Source organism: Arthrobacter sp. SPG23 (assembly GCF_000876655.1).
In the GTDB taxonomy this organism is placed as follows: Bacteria; Actinomycetota; Actinomycetes; order Actinomycetales; family Micrococcaceae; genus Arthrobacter.
The window spans coordinates 328,857-346,552 of sequence record NZ_JYCN01000018.1; the positions used below are offsets into that span (position 1 = coordinate 328,857).

Below are 17,696 nucleotides of genomic sequence, written 5' to 3' on the forward strand. Positions count from 1 at the left end.
CCTACCCCTTCACCGCCCCGGACAGCGCAAAAGATCCGCCTGCTCCCCGTGCCACCAGCACGTAGAGCACCAGGACCGGAACTGAATAGAGGATCGAGAATGCGGCCAGCTGGCCGTAGGCAATTGCGCCGTGCTGTCCGAAGAAGCTGAAGATCGAAACTGATGCCGGCTGCTTTGACGGGGACAGCAACAGGATGAAGGGGACGAAGAAGTTCCCCCAGGTCTGGATGAAGACGAAGATGAACACCACTCCCAGCCCCTGGCGCATCAGCGGCAGCACCACGGCACGCAGGGCCGTGAGCCCGGAAGCTCCATCCACCCACGCGGCCTCCTCCAGTGAAAGGGGCACCGCGTCCATGAAGTTCTTGGCCATCCAGATGGCCATTGGCAGCGCCGTTGCCGCCATGAAGAGGACTGTGGCCGGCAGGGAATCCAGCAGGCGCAGCTGGACGAACAGGCCGTAGACAGGCACCATGATGGCGGTAACCGGCAGGCAGGTGCCGCACAGGATCGAGTACATGAACGGCCTGTTGAACCGGGACTGGAAACGGGACAGCGGGTATGCGGCCAGCACGGCCGCCACCAGGGTGACCGCTGCCGTGCCGCCGGACAGAAGGAAGCTGTTCCAGAGTGGCCCGAGCAGCAACTCGGGGGGTGAGGACGGCCGCGAAGTTGTCGAGCGAAGCATTGGCCGGCACCTGTGTCTGGTAGCCGGCTGTTGTGTCCAGGGAGGCGAACACCAGCCACAACAGCGGCAGCACGAAGCAGGCGCCAATCAGCAGCAGCGCCGCATCAGCCGGAATCCGGGCCCGGCGGAATCCCGGCGAGGCAACCCCACCGCGGGCGGGCTGCCGTGAAGCTGCCTCAAGGGGCCGCCGGCCCGCCGTCGTCACCGCTTCTCCCCCTTGAGCAGCCGGACGTAGGCAATCCCGAACACCAGGCCCAGGACAATGAGTACCGAGGCGATCGCCGTGCCGTAGCCGATGTCTCCGAACTTGAAGGCCTCCTGGTAGGCAAGGACCGGCAACGTGGTACTGGCATTGGACGGCCCGCCGGCAGTCATCACCCAGATGAGAGTAAACACAGCCAGCGTCTGGAGCGTCACCAGCATCAGGTTGGTGGCAATACTGGACCTGATCAGCGGCAGGGTGATGAAGACCAGGCGCTGCCAGCCGCCGGCGCCGTCCATAAGGGCGGCCTCGGAGATGTCACGCGGAACGTCGGCGAGGGCTGCCCGGTAGACCAGCATGGAGAACGCGGTGCCGCGCCAGATGTTCGCCAGCACCACGGCCACCATAGGGTAGGCGTACAGCCAGTCGGCCCCGGCAGCGCCAACTCCGCCCAGCAGCTGGTTCAGCGTCCCGTCCTTGCTGAAATAGGCGTAAGCGGCGAAGGCGGCAACGATCTCGGGAAGCACCCAGGCCGCAACGACGGCGGTGCCCACGGCGGCCGACACCGGCTTCCGGGCGCGTGTCATCAGGCCGGCGATCAGGAGCCCCAGCAGGTTCTGGCCCAGAACAGCTGACGCCACCACAAAGGTAACTGTCAGGACAACCGCGGCCGGGAACGCGGAGTCCCCGAGCAGCCGTGCGTAGTTCTCAACCCCGGTCCAGGTAGGGTTCCTGGCGTTGCGGCCGGTGAGGGCGGCGTTGGTGAAGGAGGCGTGGAAAGACCACAGGACAGGCGCCGCCAGGAAGAGGAGGAGCAACAGGACAGAGGGCACAACCGGCAGCAGCCGGAGCTGCTGCCGGACCGTTCTTCGTTCACCCATGCGTTATTTCTGCAGGACCTTGGCGTCACCCACCTGGTCCCTGACTGTCTTGTCGTACTGCTCGGCTGCCTCCTGCGGCGAGAGTGCACCGGTGATTACGGCTTCAGTGGCCACCTGGATTGCGGCGGAGATTCGCGGGTAGTCCGCTGTGGCGGGCCGGTAATGCGTGACGGATACGAGCTCGGAGACGTCCTTGACGAACGGATTCGCAGCCAGGTACTCGGGGTCGGCGGCGACGTCCGTTCGGACGGCGATCTGGGAGCCTGACACGGTGAAAGCCAGTGAGTTCTTCTTGCTCAGGGCCTCGGAAAGGAACTTGAACGCCAGGTCCGGGTTCTTGGAGTCGGCGCCGACGGCGAGCGTCCATCCGCCGGACATGCTGACGCCGCCCGGTTCCTGGCCGCGCTGGGTGGGGAACTTCGCCACACCCATGTCCTCCGCATAGCTGTCCCATTCGTAGTTGCCGCCCTTCTGCCAGAACGACGGCGTGTAGGAGCCCTCCACGGTGGCGCCCATCCTGCCCTTTGGCAGCCATTCACCGAAAACCTTCTTCCAGACGTTGGCGTCAAGCGCCTCCGCGGGCGTGACGGCAAGCCCTTCGTCGTAGAGGGTTTTCAGGAAGGACAGGGAATCAGTGAACCCTTGGGAGCCGACCACCCATTTCTTTTCCTGCTGGTCATAGAGTTCGCTGTCCGTGCCGTAGAGCAGCTCGTAGAAGCTCTGCATCACGGTGCCTTCGCCGGTGCCTTTGCCGGCGTACATGTGGAACGGGACCAGGGACGGGTCCGATGCCTTCATCTTGCGGGCGGCCTCGAGGATTTCGTCCCAGCTCCGGGGCTGCCATGGAACGGCGATGCCTGCTTTTTGCAGGACTTTTTTGTTGTACCAGATGGCGCGGGTATCTGTCCCGAGGGGCACAGCGTAGATCCCGCCGTCGTCTCCGGTACCGGCAGCCTTGGCGGCCTCGTTGTACAACTTCCAGTCGTCCCATTTTTCGAGATAGCCGTCCAGTTTCAGGAGGTATCCGGCGTCGACGTCGGACCTCACTTTAAACGTGTCCTCGTAAAAGACGTCCGGGGCGGTCTCGGCCGAGCGAAGGCTCAGCGCCAGCTTGGTGCCATAGTCGTCATCATTGGCTTCGATGGGCTGCAGCTCCACGGTGGTCCCCTGGTTGGCAGCTTCGAAATCCTTCTTGGCGTCTTTGAATAGGGTGTCGAGGGCGGAAAACGAATCAGTCTTCTGGTAGACGATCTTCAGCGTCCGCTTCTCGGCGGCCGGCTGTTCCGCGGAGCAGGCTGATGTGGCCAGCAGCGCTGCCGCCGACATCAGCGCCGCAAGGATTTTGGCAGGGCGGTGCATGACGCTCCAATCTTTCGAGCGGCTGCAGCCCCCAATGTCCTCCAGCTGGCCCCAGCCTTTAGCCGATATGCAATTTCAGGTTAGTACTACCCACTGACAACACAGCGGAACGGAGGCGTCAGCCTTCCAGCAGCAGCCGCTGTGCGCGCGGGGCCAGCGTATGCTCCAGCACCAGGCAGGCCGCGCCGATGGCACCTACGTCCTCTCCCACGCCGGTTCCGACAACCTCTATGCCGTGGATCTGGCGTGCAGCGCTGTTGTCCGCCAGCAGCTGGGGAACACGGTCCAAATATCTCCGTGAGAGGCGCGTCCAGAAGGGGCCTCCAAAGACCACCCGTTCAACGTCCAGGGTGTTCGTGACCACAGCGACCGCACGCGCCACCAGGACGGCGGAGTGGTCTATGATCTCGGCCGCCTGGCTGTTTCCGGCGTCGGCTTCGTCGCAAAGTTTTGCGAAGCTCTCCTGGATGTCCAGGGCACCGGAGGAATGGCGTACGACGTCCAGTACGCCGGCGGTTTCAGCCTGGGCCACGAGGACCTGCGGGATGCTGCTTGACTTCACGCATCCACGCAGCCCGCAGTCACAGGGCGGCCCGTCCGGGTCGACAATGATGTGCCCGATTTCGCCGGCATTCCCCGAGGTCCCGCGCACCACTTCATCGTTCAGGACGATGCCGCAGCCGATGCCGGTGCCCATGTACATAAAAACGAAGCTGCCGGAGCCGCTGGGGCCGCCGGCCCAGGTTTCAGCTACAGCGGCGCTGGTGACGTCCTTGTCCACCAGGGTGGACAATCCGGTGGCCTCCGCGAGGGCGTCCCGCAGCGGCACACGGTCCCACCCGAGCAGCAGCGGCGGATCAACCACGGTCCCCTCATCCAGGTTGATGGGGCCCGGGGCGGCGACGCCGAGACCGGCGATCTTGTCCGGGTCCACGCCGGAGGCAGCCACCAGGTCCTTGATCTCAGCGGCAATGGTGGCGATGATGCCGTCGGGGTCGCTGGCGCCGGGCGTGTTGATCCTTGAGTGCCTGACGACGGATCCGACAAGGTCCAGAACAACGAATGTGGTCACGGCCGGATCCAGATGGACTCCCACGGCATACATTCCGGCGGGGTTCAACCGGAGGATGGTGCGCGGCTTACCCGGACCGCTCCCCTCCTTGCCGGCCTCGACGATGAGGTTCTGGTCGAGCAGCCGCCGGGAGATGTTGGAGATGGTCTGCGGGGAGAGCCCTACGATCTGGGCGAGTTCCACCCGGCTGAGGCCGCCGGAGGACCGCCGGATGGCATCCAGGATCACCGTGAGATTGAAGTCCCCCATGCGGGGCAAATTGGTTCCGCGCCTCGGCGTTGGCGTGCGGATCTCAGTCACGGATTCCCCTAAACGTCTTCGGTTATGCACTACTGATGCTTGAATCGTACGTTACCTGTGCGCGCGGCGGTACGCTCACACGCGGACTTGTGGGACGGTGCTTTCGCTTCCGGGGCGGTGCCGCACCGGCCCCGCCCCCGCGGCACTTGTACCGTCACTCGTGCGGGGCGCGTCCGGTGCTGACAGCCACCGTGAACTTGGCGTTCCTGCCCGCCACGCGGGTGGGACCAACAAACCTTTCGAGGGCCGGAAGATATTGCAGGTGGCTGTTGTAGACGGTCCACAGTTCCCCGCCCGGCGCCAGCACTCTTCCGGCGGCACGGAACATCTTGATCCCGGCCCCGGCGTGGACGCTGGCACCCAGGTGAAAGGGCGGATTCAACAGGATGAGGCCGGCGCTTCCGTCCGGCAGGGAGGCCATTGCATCGTCCTGGAGAACGGTGATCCGGCCGGCCAGGCCGTTGGCTTCCGAGGTGGCCCGGGCGGAGTCGACCGCGGCCGCTGACTGGTCTGTCGCCGTGACCTTCGATTCCGGATGGCTTCTGGCGTACATGGCGGCCAATATGCCTGTCCCGCATCCGAGGTCCACCACGTTCCCCGCCGACGGCATGTCCGGCAGGTACCTCAGCAGGAACCGTGTGCCGATGTCGAGCTTGGTGCCGGCAAATACCGCGCCCCGTGCGCAGACCGTGAGATCGATTTCGCTGTTGCGGTCGGCCACTGGAAACGGCGCCGGTCCGGTGACGGGCTTGGGGTCCCTGGCGATCAGGATCCGGGATTTCTGCCGCGCCAGCTGTGGCTGGACGTTGTTAAAGTGGCGTTGCAGGACGGCGTTCATGCCCAGGCTCATGTGCTTAATCCGCCCGCCTGCCAGCAGGATCGCGTGCGGCGCGGCGTAGCGGGCGACGGCGTCGGCCACTTCCTCAAGCTCCGCGAGGGTTTTGGGCAACTGGAGCAGCACCACGTCGGCACCGTCAAACAGGGCCGCACCGAGCGGCAGCTGGTCAAAACCGGCGACGACCCCAAGCGCCGCGGCGTTAGTGCGGAGCGCACGCTCCCCCGTGATCAGGTCCTGGTGCACTTTCACCTGCCGGACGCCGAAGGCGGCCAGCGCCGCGAGCGTGAGGGCGCCGTAGCGGTCACCGACCACGGCCACGCAGCTGTCCGGTCCCAGAAGTCCGGCCGCCGTTTCGAGGAGCAGCTTGTCAGTGGCATCCCAGGCCTGGAGGTTGGGGGCTTCAACGTCAGGGAACCGGCGCAGGCCGGAAAATACTGATTCCACGCTGTTTTCCGCCACGTCCAAGCTGCCTTCTTCCCTGTCCATCGTTATGCCGCTGGCAGTCGCTCCGCCGACCGGGAAGGATCCACCGGGCGAAAAGCTACCCGGTAAACCTACCGCGAAACAGCCCCGTCTGATGCCGCCGGGATTCCGTCGGGGCCCCGGCGCCCGAGCATCCTCACGATGCCGGCCACTGCCGCACGGCCGGCGCGGTTGGCACCGATGGTGGACGACGACGGGCCGTAACCCACCAGGTGGACCCGTTCCTCCGCTGCCACCTGGGTGCCGTCCATGGCGATGCCCCCTCCGCTGCCGCGGAGGTGCAGCGGAGCAAGGTGTTCCAGCTCGGCCCGGAACCCGGTGGCCCAGAGGATCACGCCGGCCGCCAGGAAGCTGCCGTCGTCCAGCCGGACACCGTGGGGCTCTATGGCGGTAAACATCGGGTTCCGGTACAGGGCGCCGCGCGCAGCCGCCGCACGCAGCGCGGGAGTCCAGATCAGTCCCGTGACTGACACCACGCTCTGCGGAGGCAGCCCCTGCCGGACCCTCTCTTCAACGAGGGCGACGGCGTCATGCCCGGCCTTCTGGTCGAAGGCGGCATCGCGCCACACCGGTTCCCGGCGGGTGAACCAGCTGGTGGTGGTCACCCGGGATATCTCGTCGAGAAGGCCAACAGCCGATATGCCGCCGCCCACCACAATGACGTGCTGTCCCCGGAATTCCTCGGCGGCCACGTAGTCGGCCACGTGCAGCTGCCTGCCCTTGAAGGTGGACTGGCCCGGGTAGATAGGCCAGAACGGCCTGGTCCAGGTGCCTGTGGCATTGATGACAGCCCGCGCGGACCAGTTGCCGGCGGAGGTTTCGATCCTGAGCCGCCCGGAGGGCTCGTCGTCTTCCCGGGATACCGAGCGGACTTTCACGGGACGAACGATGTTCAGCCCGAGTCCGTCCTCGTAGTCGCCAAAGTAGCGTGAAAGGAATCCTGAACTCGGCTCCGCCGGGTCGACGTCGGGTTTGGGGATGCCGGGCAGGTCGCTGATGCCGTTGACGGTGGCCATCCTGAGGCTTTGCCAGCGGTGGCGCCAGGCCCCGCCGGCTCCGGCTTCGGCGTCGAGCACCACGTATGATCCCGGAGATCCCTGTACGACCGCTGCGTCGGCGGTCTTTCCCGCCGGCAGGAAGCCGCGCCGCTGCAAGTGGTAGGCAGCGGACAAACCGGCCTGGCCCGCACCGATCACCACTACATCTGCGGCCTGCGGTTCCGCCGCCTGGGCATGGGCGATTTCGGGACCTGCCTAGACCTTCTTGACCACGCTGGATTTGAGCTGCATGGGGCCGACGCCGTCCACCTTGCAGTCGATGTCGTGGTCTCCCACGCCGTCGGTGAGCCGGATGCCCCGGACTTTCGTCCCCACCTTGATGACGGTGGAGGTCCCCTTGATTTTGAGGTCCTTGATCACGGTGACGGTGTCGCCGTCGGCAAGGACATTTCCCACCGCGTCCTTGATGACCGCGTCCGCGGTTTCTGGCGCCTCCGCGGCTTCGGCGGACCACTCGTGGCCACACTCGGGGCACACCAGCAGCGCTCCCATTTCATAGGTGTACTCGCTGGAGCATTCGGGGCAAGGCGGAAGGGATTCGTTCACGCTCCCATATTAGTCGAGCGTTAAAACAACAGAAGCCGCCCGGTCGGGCGGCTTCTGTTGTTTAGTCCGGGTGGAGCTGAGGGGACTCGAACCCCTGACCCCCTGCATGCCATGCAGGTGCGCTACCAGCTGCGCCACAGCCCCAAACTCATGTTTCTTTCGAAGCGATCTCCGTAAGCAACTTGATTATCTTAAACCACAATCGTGTAAGACGCCAATTCGGCTGCGGAGCACGGCGGGCCGTCCGCGAACGCCGCCTGAAACCGAACAGTGGGCACCGAAAACAGGGCGGGGGGTCCGGGTGTGGAAACAAAAAAAGTCCGCCGGAATCTTTCGATTCCGACGGACTATTCGGTGGAGCTGAGGGGACTCGAACCCCTGACCCCCTGCATGCCATGCAGGTGCGCTACCAGCTGCGCCACAGCCCCGAATTTTCATTGCTCCGGCACCTTCAGTCTGCACTGTCGGGCCCGTTTTTTGTCCGGATCTCTCCGAAGCAACTCAAATATCTTAGAACAGCCCTTCAGAAAATTCCAAATCGGGCATATTCAGTGGCCGAGTCGGGACTACTCGCTGTCCGAGGAAACGGCCGCTTTGGCAGAGGTGTCTTCCCCGAGCTGGAGATCAACCACTGGGCAGTCCTTCCACAGGCGCTCCAAGGCGTAGAAGACGCGGTCTTCCTCATGCTGGACGTGGATGACGACGTCGGAGTAGTCCAGCAGGACCCAGCGTCCGCCGGAGCGGCCCTCGCGGCGGACAGGGCGGAGGTCCTGCTTGCCCAGTTCTTCTTCGATGCCGTCGACAATTGCGTTGACCTGGCGCTCACTCGGCGCCGAGGCGATCAGGAAGACGTCCGCCAGGGCCAGCCGCTCACTGACGTCCAGGCCAACGATGTCCTGGGCTATTTTGTCCGCAGCAGCGCGCGCGGCGACGCGGGCTATGGCGATGGATGAATCGGTTGCAGTCACGGGACTCCTTGTTGTGGTTAAAAGCTATGTAGGACCGGCGCCGTTGATGTCAGCGTCGTAATGCGGGAGGGCAGCAGCGCGTGCTGCGCCGGTGCGTTGAATCAGGGCGCCAGGCCGCTGATGATCATGGTGACGCCTGCAATCAACGCCACGATCCCCAACGCGAGGACCGCCAGCTGCAGCAGCCGGATACGGTGCGCCCTGCCCAGCCCGGCAGTGACGGCGTCCAGCGGTTCCAGGCCGTAGGCGGTGTTGGCGGCCACGCGCGGCCTGTCCACGAAATTTTCGCCGGCGTCAGCTGCCCAGGGTTCCCCGGAAGCCTGAACCGTCGCTGCCGCAGGATCGGCTGCAGCCTGGGCGGCTGCCTCGGCACGGGCAAGCACCCCTGCCCGGCCTGTGGCAGGGCGTTGGGTACGCCTCGCGGGACCAGGCTTACGCGCCCCCTTGGTGCCGGCGGGCTGCAGCCTGGGACCGGGATTGGTGACCACCGGAACATACGAGGTGGCCGGTTTCTTCATCACCGGCCGGTCAATTCCCGGAACCTTCTCGAACTCCAGCGGCGTAACCATCGCGAGGTTGCTGACGGCTGATGGCTCGGTCTTCGGATGGGCCGGCTGGTTGGCCTGCTCAGCCAGCTTCTGCTTGGCCATGGCCCGCTTGTTCAGGATGGCGGCACGCTCGGCCAGGGCGATCTGCTCCGCGAGGATCTCCGGATCCACCGCTTCAGGATCGTTCGCCGCGATGTGCTCCATCTTGGCGATCTGGTTCCTGGCCTGTTCGGCGATGAGGGAACGCGCCGCGAGGGCCTGTTCCACCGTCATGCCCCCGGGGAGCTTGCTGTCCGGGTTGGCCGCTGCAGCTTCCGTGGCCGGAACTTCTGCTTGCTGGGACTTGGGGCGCGGCACCGGCTGACCCGGGCCAGCCTGCGGCGCCGGCTGACCCGGGCCAGCCTGCGGCACAGTGCGCTGCGCGGAGGTGCGGGCCGGCGGAACGATCAGGTTCGCAGCGGTGGCAGGTGCGGCCTCGGCCTGGAGCTGCTGGAGGCGGAGCTGGCGGCGGGTAGGCGGTCCGCCGCCGGACAGACGCTCCTCTTTCTGCGCGAGTTCCTTGATGGTGCGCAGGGCGGCACGGTCCCGTGCGCGGCTCTGCGAGGACCGCTCGGATCCTGAGGGCGTACGGACCGAATCGACCGGACCAGGAGCCACTCGGCGGATGCGGCCGGTGCCGTCCTCCCTGGCAGGGGCCGGTGCTCCGTTCCCGGGCACCTTTGAGGCAGGGGCCGGTGCGCCGTTCTCCGGCACCTTTGAGGCAGGAGGAACCTGACCCGGTGCACTGGGCACCGTGTCCTGGCGTGATTCCGCGCGCTCATCTCTTGCCTGCCGCAATTCGCGGCGGCTGCGGAGGGGAGGCTGTTCCTGGCTCATCTAACAACTCACTCGGTACTGGCTGGTTCGTGTAACTCGGTAAGTGCGGCACTGGTGTCGGGGTCGGACTGCCCGGCGTACAGGCCGTATTTCGCAATATACTGGACCACCCCGTCGGGCACGAGGTACCAGACAGGGTTGCCGGCTGCGACGCGCGTCCGGCAGTCAGTGGAGGAAATCGCCATTGCGGGCACCTCCAGGAGGCTGACGTCTTTCCTGCCCATCCCGTCGAGGACATGCCCCGGCCGGGTCACACCGACGAAGTGCGCCAGCGACCACAGCTCATCGATGTTCTTCCAGGACAGGATCTGTGCCATGGCGTCCGCGCCGGTGATGAAGAAAAGGTCAGCATCCGGCCGTTGCGTACGGAGGTCGCGCAGGGTGTCGATCGTGTACGTGGGTCCGGGACGGTCCACATCGACCCTGCTGACGGTAAACCTGGGGTTGGACGCCGTGGCAATGACTGTCATGAGGTACCGGTGCTCCGGCTCGCTGACCTTCTTGCTCATTTTCTGCCACGGCTGGCCGGTGGGTACAAACACCACTTCGTCGAGGCCGAACTTCGCCGCAACTTCGCTGGCCGCAACAAGGTGGCCGTGATGGATGGGATCGAAGGTCCCACCCATCACACCTAAACGCAGGCGGCGCTTGGCGCCGCGCCGCTTCAGGACCGCAGTGATGTTAGTGGCCTTGGCTGTGATCGTGCTTGTTCGGGTGCTGGCGGTGGGGATCCGAGTGCTCCTCGACAGCCTCGTGCCGGTTGCCAAGGTTGCTGTAGGACAGGGTCACGAACATCAGGACCAGCATGATCGCAAAGATCGACACACCAAAGACCCACGGTTCGGCCCACAGCGGAGCCAGTTCTTCATGTTCGGCGACGGACGCGCCCACCTGCTGCAACAGCATTTTCTCCCCTAAAGAGTTCACACATTGACGACGGCGGTCATCCCCGCCGTTCCGGACTTCTGTTCCATGTTACAGCGTTGTCAGCTGCGGATCTGGCCCTCGCCCTGGACGATCCACTTCGTGGTAGTGAGTTCGGTAAGCCCCATGGGACCGCGGGCGTGGAGCTTTTGGGTGGAAATGCCCACCTCGGCACCCAGGCCCAGTTCACCGCCGTCCGTGAACCTGGTGGAGGCGTTGACGATAACCGCGGCTGAGTCGATTTCGGAAATGAAGCGTTCGGCGTTGGCGAGGTCGTTGGTAAGAATGGCCTCCGTGTGGCCGGTCGACCATTTACGGATGTGCTTCACTGCCTCGTCCAGGCTATCCACCATGCCGACAGCGAGGTCCAGGTCCATGTACTCGGTGGCCCAGTCCTCGTCGGTGGCCGGAACGGATTCCACGGACGCAGGCAACGCGGCGCGGACCCGCTCGTCGGCGTGCAGGGTGACCCCGGCTTTCCGGAGGGCAGCCGCGACCGCGGGCAGCACCGTGGATCCGGAATGCACCAGGAGGGTCTCCACGGTGTTGCAGACGCTGGGCCGCTGCGTCTTGGCGTTCAGGAGGATATCCACCGCCATGTCTTCACTGGCGGATTCGTCGATGAAGATATGGACGTTGCCTTCGCCGGTCTCGATGACCGGGACGGAGGAATTGGTCACCACCGTCTGGATCAGGTCCCTGCCGCCGCGGGGAATCAGGACGTCCACCCGGCCGCGTGCCCGCATCAGCACGTTGGCCCCCTCACGGCCGTACTGGTCCACGGTCTGGACGGCGTCTGCGGGAAGGCCGACAGAGTCGAGGGCATCGCGGAGGACCCGGATGAGGGCCTCGTTGGTGGCTGCTGCGGCCGTGCCGCCACGCAGGATCACGGCGTTGCCGCTTTTCAGCGCCAGCCCTGCAATGTCCACAGTCACGTTGGGACGGGCCTCGTAGATGGCCGCAACCACGCCCATGGGCACGTTGACCTGGCGCAACCGCAGGCCGTTCGGAAGCGTCTGGCCGCGGACCACGTTTCCCACCGGATCGGGCAGGCCGGCAAGGTTTTCCAGCGCGCCGGCCAGGGCCTCAATCCGTGCGTCGTTCAGCGTCAGGCGGTCAAGCAGGGCCGCGGACGTTCCATTGGCGCGGCCGGCCTGCACATCCTTGACGTTCGCGGCCAGGATCTGCGCCTTGTTCTGGAGCAGGGCCGCGCCGATGGCACGGAGTCCCTTGTCCTTCCAGGCGCGGTTTGCGCGTGCCATGCTGCGGGCAGCATGCCGGGACCGATCCGCGATGGCGTACACGGCAGCCTCGACGTCAGCCGGTGTCAGCTGGGCATTTTCCGGCGTGGAAGATGCCTCCGTGGAGTCGTTGGATTTCTCGGCGGCTTGGTGAATCAGTGCCTCAGTCATCATTCAAGTCTAGGGGAACCAGCCCGTTAGACCAGAACCAGGTCATCAACGTGAACAACCTCACGGTCGAAGCCGCGGCCGAGGGACTCCCCCAGTTCCACAGTGGAACGACCCAGCATTTGCGGCAACTCGTCCGAGGAATAGTTGACCAGTCCGCGCGCGATCACGGTACCTGCCGTCGAAACCATTTCGACGGCGTCGCCGGACTCAAAGGTGCCTTCAACGGCCGTTATACCGGCCGGGAGCAGCGAAAAGTGCTGGTCACGGACTGCGGTGACGGCGCCGTCGTCAAGAATCAGCCGGCCCTGCACGTGCGCAAGGTGAGCCAGCCACATCATGCGCACCGACTTGCGGCCGCTGTTGACGGAGAACCACGTTCCGACGTCTTCGCCGTTCAGGGCCGCGGCGGCGTTCGCGGTGGAGGTGACCAGTGCGGGGATACCCGAGTCGGCGGCCATCGTGGCGGCCTCCACCTTCGTCTGCATGCCGCCGGTCCCGACACCGGCCTGACCGGGCTTGCCGATGTTGACGCCCTCAAGGTCCTGGGGTCCGTCCACCTGGGGAATGCGCTTGGCCCCCTTCGAGGGAGGCCCGTCATACAGCGAGTCGACGTCGGAGAGCAGCACCAGGGCATCAGCGCGGACCAGGTGCGCCACCAGGGCGGACAGCCGGTCGTTGTCTCCGAAGCGGATCTTGTGCGTGGCCACAGTGTCGTTCTCGTTGACCACGGGCACAACGCCCAGGTTCAGGAGCCGGTTCAAGGCACGGAAGGCGTTCATGTGGTGGCTGCGCCGCATGAGGTCGTCCGCGGTCAGCAGGACCTGGCTTACCGTCACGCCGTGCGCCGCGAAAGCGTGCGTGTAGCGGGCCATCAGGAGGCCCTGGCCGACGCTGGCGGCTGCCTGCTGGGTGGCGAGGTCCCGGGGACGCTTCACCAGGCCAAGCGGGGCAAGACCTGCCGAGATTGCGCCGGAGGAAACGAGGATGATCTCGGTCCCGCCGTTGTGCTTGGCAGCCAGCGCGTCGGACAGTTCGATCAGCGCCTCTTCGGAGATTCCACCCTTGAGGCTGGTGAGCGACGACGATCCGACCTTGACGACGATGCGGCGTGCCCTGGCGAGCATGCTGCGGTCGTCGGTCCTGGGTTCCTGGATGACAATTGCGGAATTATCGGTCACGTGTGGGGGTTCACTCCTCATTTTCGGTGGTCAGCCCGCTCTCCTGGAGCGGCCGTGCCGCACGGCGCCCGCTGACTGATTCGGTCCAGATCCCGGCCTTGCGCTCGGCTTCCAGCTCGGCCCGGGCCGCTGCCTTGGCGTCGCGGCGCTCCTGTTGCTCGTCGCGCTTCTGGCCGCGGGTGGGGCGGTCGCCGATGTCGGCGAAACGCACGTCGGTGCCACGGGGCGAGGCGAGCAGTTCGGCGCCGGCCATCATGGTGGGCTCCCAGTCGAACACCACGCCGTCGTCTTCACCGATTACTACGGTGTCGCCAGGCTTGGCGCCCTGCTTGAACAGCTCGTTCTCCACGCCCAGTTTGGCCAGGCGGTCTGCGAGGTAGCCGATGGCTTCCTCGTTGGTGAAGTCGGTCTGCTTGACCCAGCGCACGGGCTTGTCGCCCAGGACGCGGAACAGCGGCTCGAGGTTCTTTTCCTCGCGGCGGATCTTGAAGCCGGCCTCGTTGACCGCCCGGGGGCGCAGCACGGGAGCGTGCACCTTGGGCGGCGTGGCGGCCACGGCGTCGCGGGCGGCCTTGACGATCTCTGCCATGGCGAAGCCAAGCTGGCGCAGGCCCTCGTGGCTCGTGGCGGAGATTTCAAACACCCGGTAGCCGCGGGACTCAAGCTCGGGCCGAACGAACTCGGCCATGTCCTTGCCGTCAGGCAGGTCGACTTTGTTCAGGGCAACCAGCCGGGGCCGGTGGTTCAGCGGGACGACCTCGCCGTCGGTGCCGGCGTAGCTCATGTCGACCGCGTATTTTTCGAGTTCGGCTTCGATGATTGCGAGGTCGGAGAGCGGATCGCGGTCAGCTTCGAGCGTACCGCAGTCCAAAACGTGTACCAAAGCTGCGCAGCGTTCCACGTGCCGCAGGAAGTGGTGGCCCAGGCCCTTGCCTTCGCTGGCCCCTTCGATGAGGCCGGGCACGTCTGCGATGGTGAAGCGCACGTCGCCGGCCTGGACAACACCAAGGTTGGGGATCAGCGTGGTGAAGGGGTAATCGGCGATCTTGGGGCGCGCCGCGGACATGGCGGCGATGAGGCTGGACTTGCCGGCGGACGGGAATCCCACGAGGGCGATGTCCGCAATGGACTTCAGTTCCAGGACGATGTCGCTGGACTCGCCTTCGATGCCGAGCAGGGCGAAGCCGGGGGCGCGGCGTTTCTGCGAGGAAAGCGCGGCGTTGCCCAGTCCGCCCGGTCCGCCTGCGGCCGCGACGAACTCGGTGCCTTCACCGACGAGGTCGGCCAGGACGCGGCCGTCCTTGGTCTTGACGACGGTGCCTTCCGGAACGGGAAGGATCAACGTTTCGCCGTTTTTGCCGCCGCGCCAGTCGCCCATGCCGGGTCCGCCGTTGGTGGCGTGGCGGTGGGGGGCGTGGTGGTAGTCCAGCAGCGTGGTGGTCTGCGGGTCGACGCGCAGGATGACGTCGCCGCCGTCACCGCCGTTGCCGCCGTCGGGACCGCCCAGGGGCTTGAACTTCTCGCGGTGGACGGAGACACAGCCGTGACCGCCGGTACCGCCGGATACGTGCAGTACTACCCGGTCTACAAAGCTCGCCACGTGAATCTCCTCTATTGCTTAACCTGACCGTCTTGGACGCCCAAATTGATTGTAATGCGGTTAAAAGAACAGTGGAGCGGGCCATCATGGCCCGCTCCACCGGTTTGGATCTTGTTGTTACTCTGCAGCTGCAGCAGCAACGATGTTCACGACTCGACGTCCGCGGCGGGTACCGAATTCAACGGCGCCGGGGGTCAGTGCGAACAGGGTGTCGTCGCCGCCGCGGCCAACGCCGGCACCCGGGTGGAAGTGGGTGCCACGCTGGCGGACGATGATCTCGCCTGCGGAAACTACCTGGCCGCCGAAGCGCTTGACGCCGAGGTACTGGGCGTTGGAGTCACGACCGTTGCGAGTGGAGCTCGCGCCTTTTTTATGTGCCATTTGAAATGCCTGCCTTAAAAATTCTGGGGAATCTGCTGAAAACCTGAAAAGTAACGGAAGGTTACTTGATACCGGTGATCTTGACCTTGGTCAGTTCCTGACGGTGACCCTGGCGCTTCTTGTACCCGGTCTTGTTCTTGAACTTCTGGATGACGATCTTCGGACCACGAAGGTCCTGAAGGATCTCAGCCGTAACCGTTACCTTGGCCAGGTCCGCAGCAGCAGACGTGACTTTGTCACCGTCCACCAGGAGCAGTGCGGGCAACTCAATGGTGCTGCCGGCTCCACCGGGGACGCGGTTCAGGGTAACGAAGTCTCCAACGGAAACCTTCTCTTGGCGGCCGCCTGCGCGGACAATCGCGTACACCACTGGGGAACTCACTTCTCTCGACGTTTATTACTAGATTTGCGTGCGGAACCTGGGTCCAATTGTTTGGCCTGGTTCACGCTGTGCCTCAACGCCGGTGGATTCCCCGGGGGAACCCATGAGTTATCCAAGGAACAATGCCATTTGGAATTCCAAACGGACCGTTCTGAGGTTATAACCCAAGTGTTGGCGTAAGCACCGAAGATCTAGAATACGCTAATTTTGCCTTCGGCCGCAAATGAGGCTGGCTCCGGCGGTAGTACGTGATAGGCGCCACTCTGCGTAAAACAGACTGTTGCCGCAACGACTTCCGGAAACCGTGCCCCACTATCGTACCGGCTTCGGATCGCTTTACGGTGCAGCATGCAACCGCGGCGCGTCGAAGAATTCCACCTCGTACCGGCACGACTGCCGGAAGGCCAGGCGCATGGCCCGACGTTCCGCTTCGGACGCAGCACGGGCGGCGTCGTCTGCAATGCGCACTGCCTGCCTCGTGGCGGCGGCGAACTCTTCATCGGCGTAGGTGCGGAGCCAGTCGGCATAGGCGTGGCCGGACGGCGCTCCTGCGGCGAGGAACTCCCCGTGCAGGGTGGCACCCACCTCGGCATACAGCCAGAAGCACGGGAGCACCGCGGCCACGAGCACCCCGTAGCTGCCTGAAACGGAGGAGGCCAGCAGGTGGTCGACGTAGGACTTGGTGACCGGACCCAGCCCTCCGTCCACGTTCCGCGTGCTGAGCCAGGTCCGGTGCAGTTCGGACTCGACTTCAAGGCACTGCTGCGCCGACCGTGCCCAGAACAGCTGCTCCGCCTCGGTGGGGGCAATCGCGGCAGCACGGGAAAGCACCCGGGAATAGCCGTTGAGGTAAATGGCGTCCTGGGCAAGATAATACGCAAAGTGCTGCTCGGTGAGGGAACCATCGGCCAGGCCACGGATGAAGTCCAACCCGTAAATGGCGTCCAGGTCCGGTCCGGCGTCCTGCCGGAGCGCCGCAGCGAACTCGCCTTCGGCCGGCGCCGCGTGGCCCTTGGGTGCCAGATGGTGGAAATGGTGCACCGGGCCGTTGCCTGCCCCCACGTCCAGGGTTCCGGATTCACGGAGCGCTCCCTGCAACCACGGCTTTACGGTACGCAGGGACGCTTCCCAGTCCCCCAGCCTTGCCTGCGTGGTGGCCATGGCCGAGGACAGGGAGCAGCCTGTGCCGTGGCTGTTCGTGGTGTCAATCCGCTCGCCGGGGACCACCACGACGTCCCGGGCGAGCAGACCCTCCGTGTTGACGAGCGCGTCGGGGCACTCACCGCCGTCGAGGTGTCCGCCCTTGACGAGCACGGTGGTGGCCGCCTGGGCAGCGAGCCGCTTGCCCTGGGCGAGTGCCGCCTCCCAGTCCTCCGCGAGCGGTTCGTTGAGGAGCATCGCCAGTTCTGCCAGGTTCGGCGTGACGAGGTCGGCAAGGGGCAGGAGTTCCCGCAATGCCGCTTCGGCGGCCTCCTGCAGGAGCCTGTCGCCGCTGGTGGCGACCATGACAGGGTCAAGAACCACGACGGCGGGGCGGGACCTCTCCAGCCAACTGCGGACAGCGGCAATCACAGCAGAGTCCCCCAGCATGCCGATTTTGACGGCGTCGATGGTGATGTCGTCGCTGATGGCCTCAAGCTGGGCGGTCAGGAATTCCGCCGGGGGAACATGCACGGCACGAACGCCCCGGGTGTTCTGCGCCGTCAGGGCAGTAATGGCAGCCATGCCGTAGCCGCCGTTTGCGGCAATGCTTTTGAGGTCCGCCTGGATCCCCGCACCGCCGGACGGATCGGAACCGGCGATGGCCAGGACCCGCGGGGTGTTTCGCCGTGCGGCGCCGCCCGTTGCTGATCCGTGGACGACGTCGGAGGCCGGGGTGGGCAGGAAAGATATAGCCAAAGGAGACATCCCTTCGCCGGTGCTAACCGGACAGGTTCAACGGGTGTGGATCTCAGCCGGCCCTGTGCGCGGCACCCCGTGTCAGTCCCCTAGCCTAGCTG

The 17,696-nt window shown here is 65.3% G+C and carries 16 protein-coding genes, 2 tRNA genes, 1 pseudogene and 1 riboswitch; all 19 genes and pseudogenes read right to left on the reverse strand.

Translation table 11 applies throughout. The annotated features are described in order from the left end of the window. Window position 1: 1 nt before the first annotated feature. Window positions 2-893 (reverse strand): annotated as a pseudogene (locus TV39_RS12295) (carbohydrate ABC transporter permease). After that, window positions 890-1,771 carry a carbohydrate ABC transporter permease gene (locus TV39_RS12300; protein ID WP_043482041.1) on the reverse strand — a complete coding sequence of 294 codons (882 nt, stop codon included), beginning with the start codon at window positions 1,769-1,771 and terminating at the stop codon, window positions 890-892. Before TV39_RS12300 ends, TV39_RS12295 begins: the two are co-directional and overlap by 4 nt. A gap of 3 nt (window positions 1,772-1,774) precedes the next feature. Continuing rightward, the gene (locus TV39_RS12305) at window positions 1,775-3,130 is read right to left on the reverse strand and encodes an extracellular solute-binding protein (protein WP_043482044.1); all 1,356 of its coding nucleotides are present in this window, start codon (window positions 3,128-3,130) and stop codon (window positions 1,775-1,777) included. A gap of 118 nt (window positions 3,131-3,248) precedes the next feature. Continuing rightward, window positions 3,249-4,502, reverse strand: coding sequence for an ROK family transcriptional regulator (locus TV39_RS12310; protein WP_235347375.1), 1,254 nt, complete (start codon window positions 4,500-4,502; stop codon window positions 3,249-3,251). A 154-nt stretch (window positions 4,503-4,656) separates the two neighbouring features. After that, window positions 4,657-5,799, reverse strand: coding sequence for a class I SAM-dependent methyltransferase (locus TV39_RS12315; protein ID WP_043482268.1), 1,143 nt, complete (start codon window positions 5,797-5,799; stop codon window positions 4,657-4,659). 95 nt (window positions 5,800-5,894) lie between these two features. Then, window positions 5,895-7,022 carry an NAD(P)-binding domain-containing protein gene (locus tag TV39_RS12320; protein WP_082049702.1) on the reverse strand — a complete coding sequence of 376 codons (1,128 nt, stop codon included), beginning with the start codon at window positions 7,020-7,022 and terminating at the stop codon, window positions 5,895-5,897. Window positions 7,023-7,076: 54 nt separating this feature from the next. Next, window positions 7,077-7,427, reverse strand: a complete 351-nt coding sequence (locus TV39_RS12325; protein WP_043482049.1) for a zinc ribbon domain-containing protein YjdM — start codon at window positions 7,425-7,427, stop codon at window positions 7,077-7,079. A 71-nt stretch (window positions 7,428-7,498) separates the two neighbouring features. Next, a tRNA-Ala gene (locus tag TV39_RS12330) sits at window positions 7,499-7,571 on the reverse strand. A gap of 211 nt (window positions 7,572-7,782) precedes the next feature. Continuing rightward, window positions 7,783-7,855, reverse strand: a tRNA-Ala gene (locus TV39_RS12335). Window positions 7,856-7,993: 138 nt separating this feature from the next. Beyond that, the gene (gene rsfS, locus TV39_RS12340) at window positions 7,994-8,395 is read right to left on the reverse strand and encodes a ribosome silencing factor (protein WP_011692226.1); all 402 of its coding nucleotides are present in this window, start codon (window positions 8,393-8,395) and stop codon (window positions 7,994-7,996) included. Window positions 8,396-8,496: 101 nt separating this feature from the next. Further along, window positions 8,497-9,819, reverse strand: a complete 1,323-nt coding sequence (locus tag TV39_RS12345) for a hypothetical protein (RefSeq protein WP_043482051.1) — start codon at window positions 9,817-9,819, stop codon at window positions 8,497-8,499. A gap of 8 nt (window positions 9,820-9,827) precedes the next feature. Then, window positions 9,828-10,445 (reverse strand): nicotinate-nucleotide adenylyltransferase, encoded by a 618-nt coding sequence (gene nadD, locus TV39_RS12350; RefSeq protein ID WP_043482270.1) that lies wholly within the window; start codon window positions 10,443-10,445, stop codon window positions 9,828-9,830. Between the two features lie 55 nt (window positions 10,446-10,500). Next, window positions 10,501-10,725, reverse strand: coding sequence for a hypothetical protein (locus TV39_RS12355; RefSeq protein ID WP_043482053.1), 225 nt, complete (start codon window positions 10,723-10,725; stop codon window positions 10,501-10,503). Between the two features lie 80 nt (window positions 10,726-10,805). Further along, window positions 10,806-12,155 (reverse strand): glutamate-5-semialdehyde dehydrogenase, encoded by a 1,350-nt coding sequence (locus TV39_RS12360; protein ID WP_043482055.1) that lies wholly within the window; start codon window positions 12,153-12,155, stop codon window positions 10,806-10,808. A 26-nt stretch (window positions 12,156-12,181) separates the two neighbouring features. After that, window positions 12,182-13,279 carry a glutamate 5-kinase gene (proB, locus tag TV39_RS12365; protein WP_043482272.1) on the reverse strand — a complete coding sequence of 366 codons (1,098 nt, stop codon included), beginning with the start codon at window positions 13,277-13,279 and terminating at the stop codon, window positions 12,182-12,184. Between the two features lie 64 nt (window positions 13,280-13,343). Further along, window positions 13,344-14,933: a GTPase ObgE gene (gene obgE, locus TV39_RS12370; protein ID WP_043482057.1), complete on the reverse strand. Its 1,590-nt coding sequence runs from the start codon at window positions 14,931-14,933 to the stop codon at window positions 13,344-13,346. A 117-nt stretch (window positions 14,934-15,050) separates the two neighbouring features. Then, complete coding sequence (gene rpmA / locus TV39_RS12375) at window positions 15,051-15,314, reverse strand: 50S ribosomal protein L27 (RefSeq protein ID WP_009372867.1); 264 nt, start codon at window positions 15,312-15,314, stop codon at window positions 15,051-15,053. A 61-nt stretch (window positions 15,315-15,375) separates the two neighbouring features. Next, window positions 15,376-15,684, reverse strand: coding sequence for a 50S ribosomal protein L21 (gene rplU, locus TV39_RS12380; protein ID WP_011692233.1), 309 nt, complete (start codon window positions 15,682-15,684; stop codon window positions 15,376-15,378). Between the two features lie 348 nt (window positions 15,685-16,032). After that, entirely contained in the window at window positions 16,033-17,604 is a 1,572-nt protein-coding gene (locus tag TV39_RS12385) for a bifunctional hydroxymethylpyrimidine kinase/phosphomethylpyrimidine kinase (RefSeq protein WP_148315277.1), read from the reverse strand. After that, window positions 17,587-17,684: riboswitch (TPP riboswitch) on the reverse strand. It overlaps the preceding gene by 18 nt. Window positions 17,685-17,696: the final 12 nt, after the last annotated feature.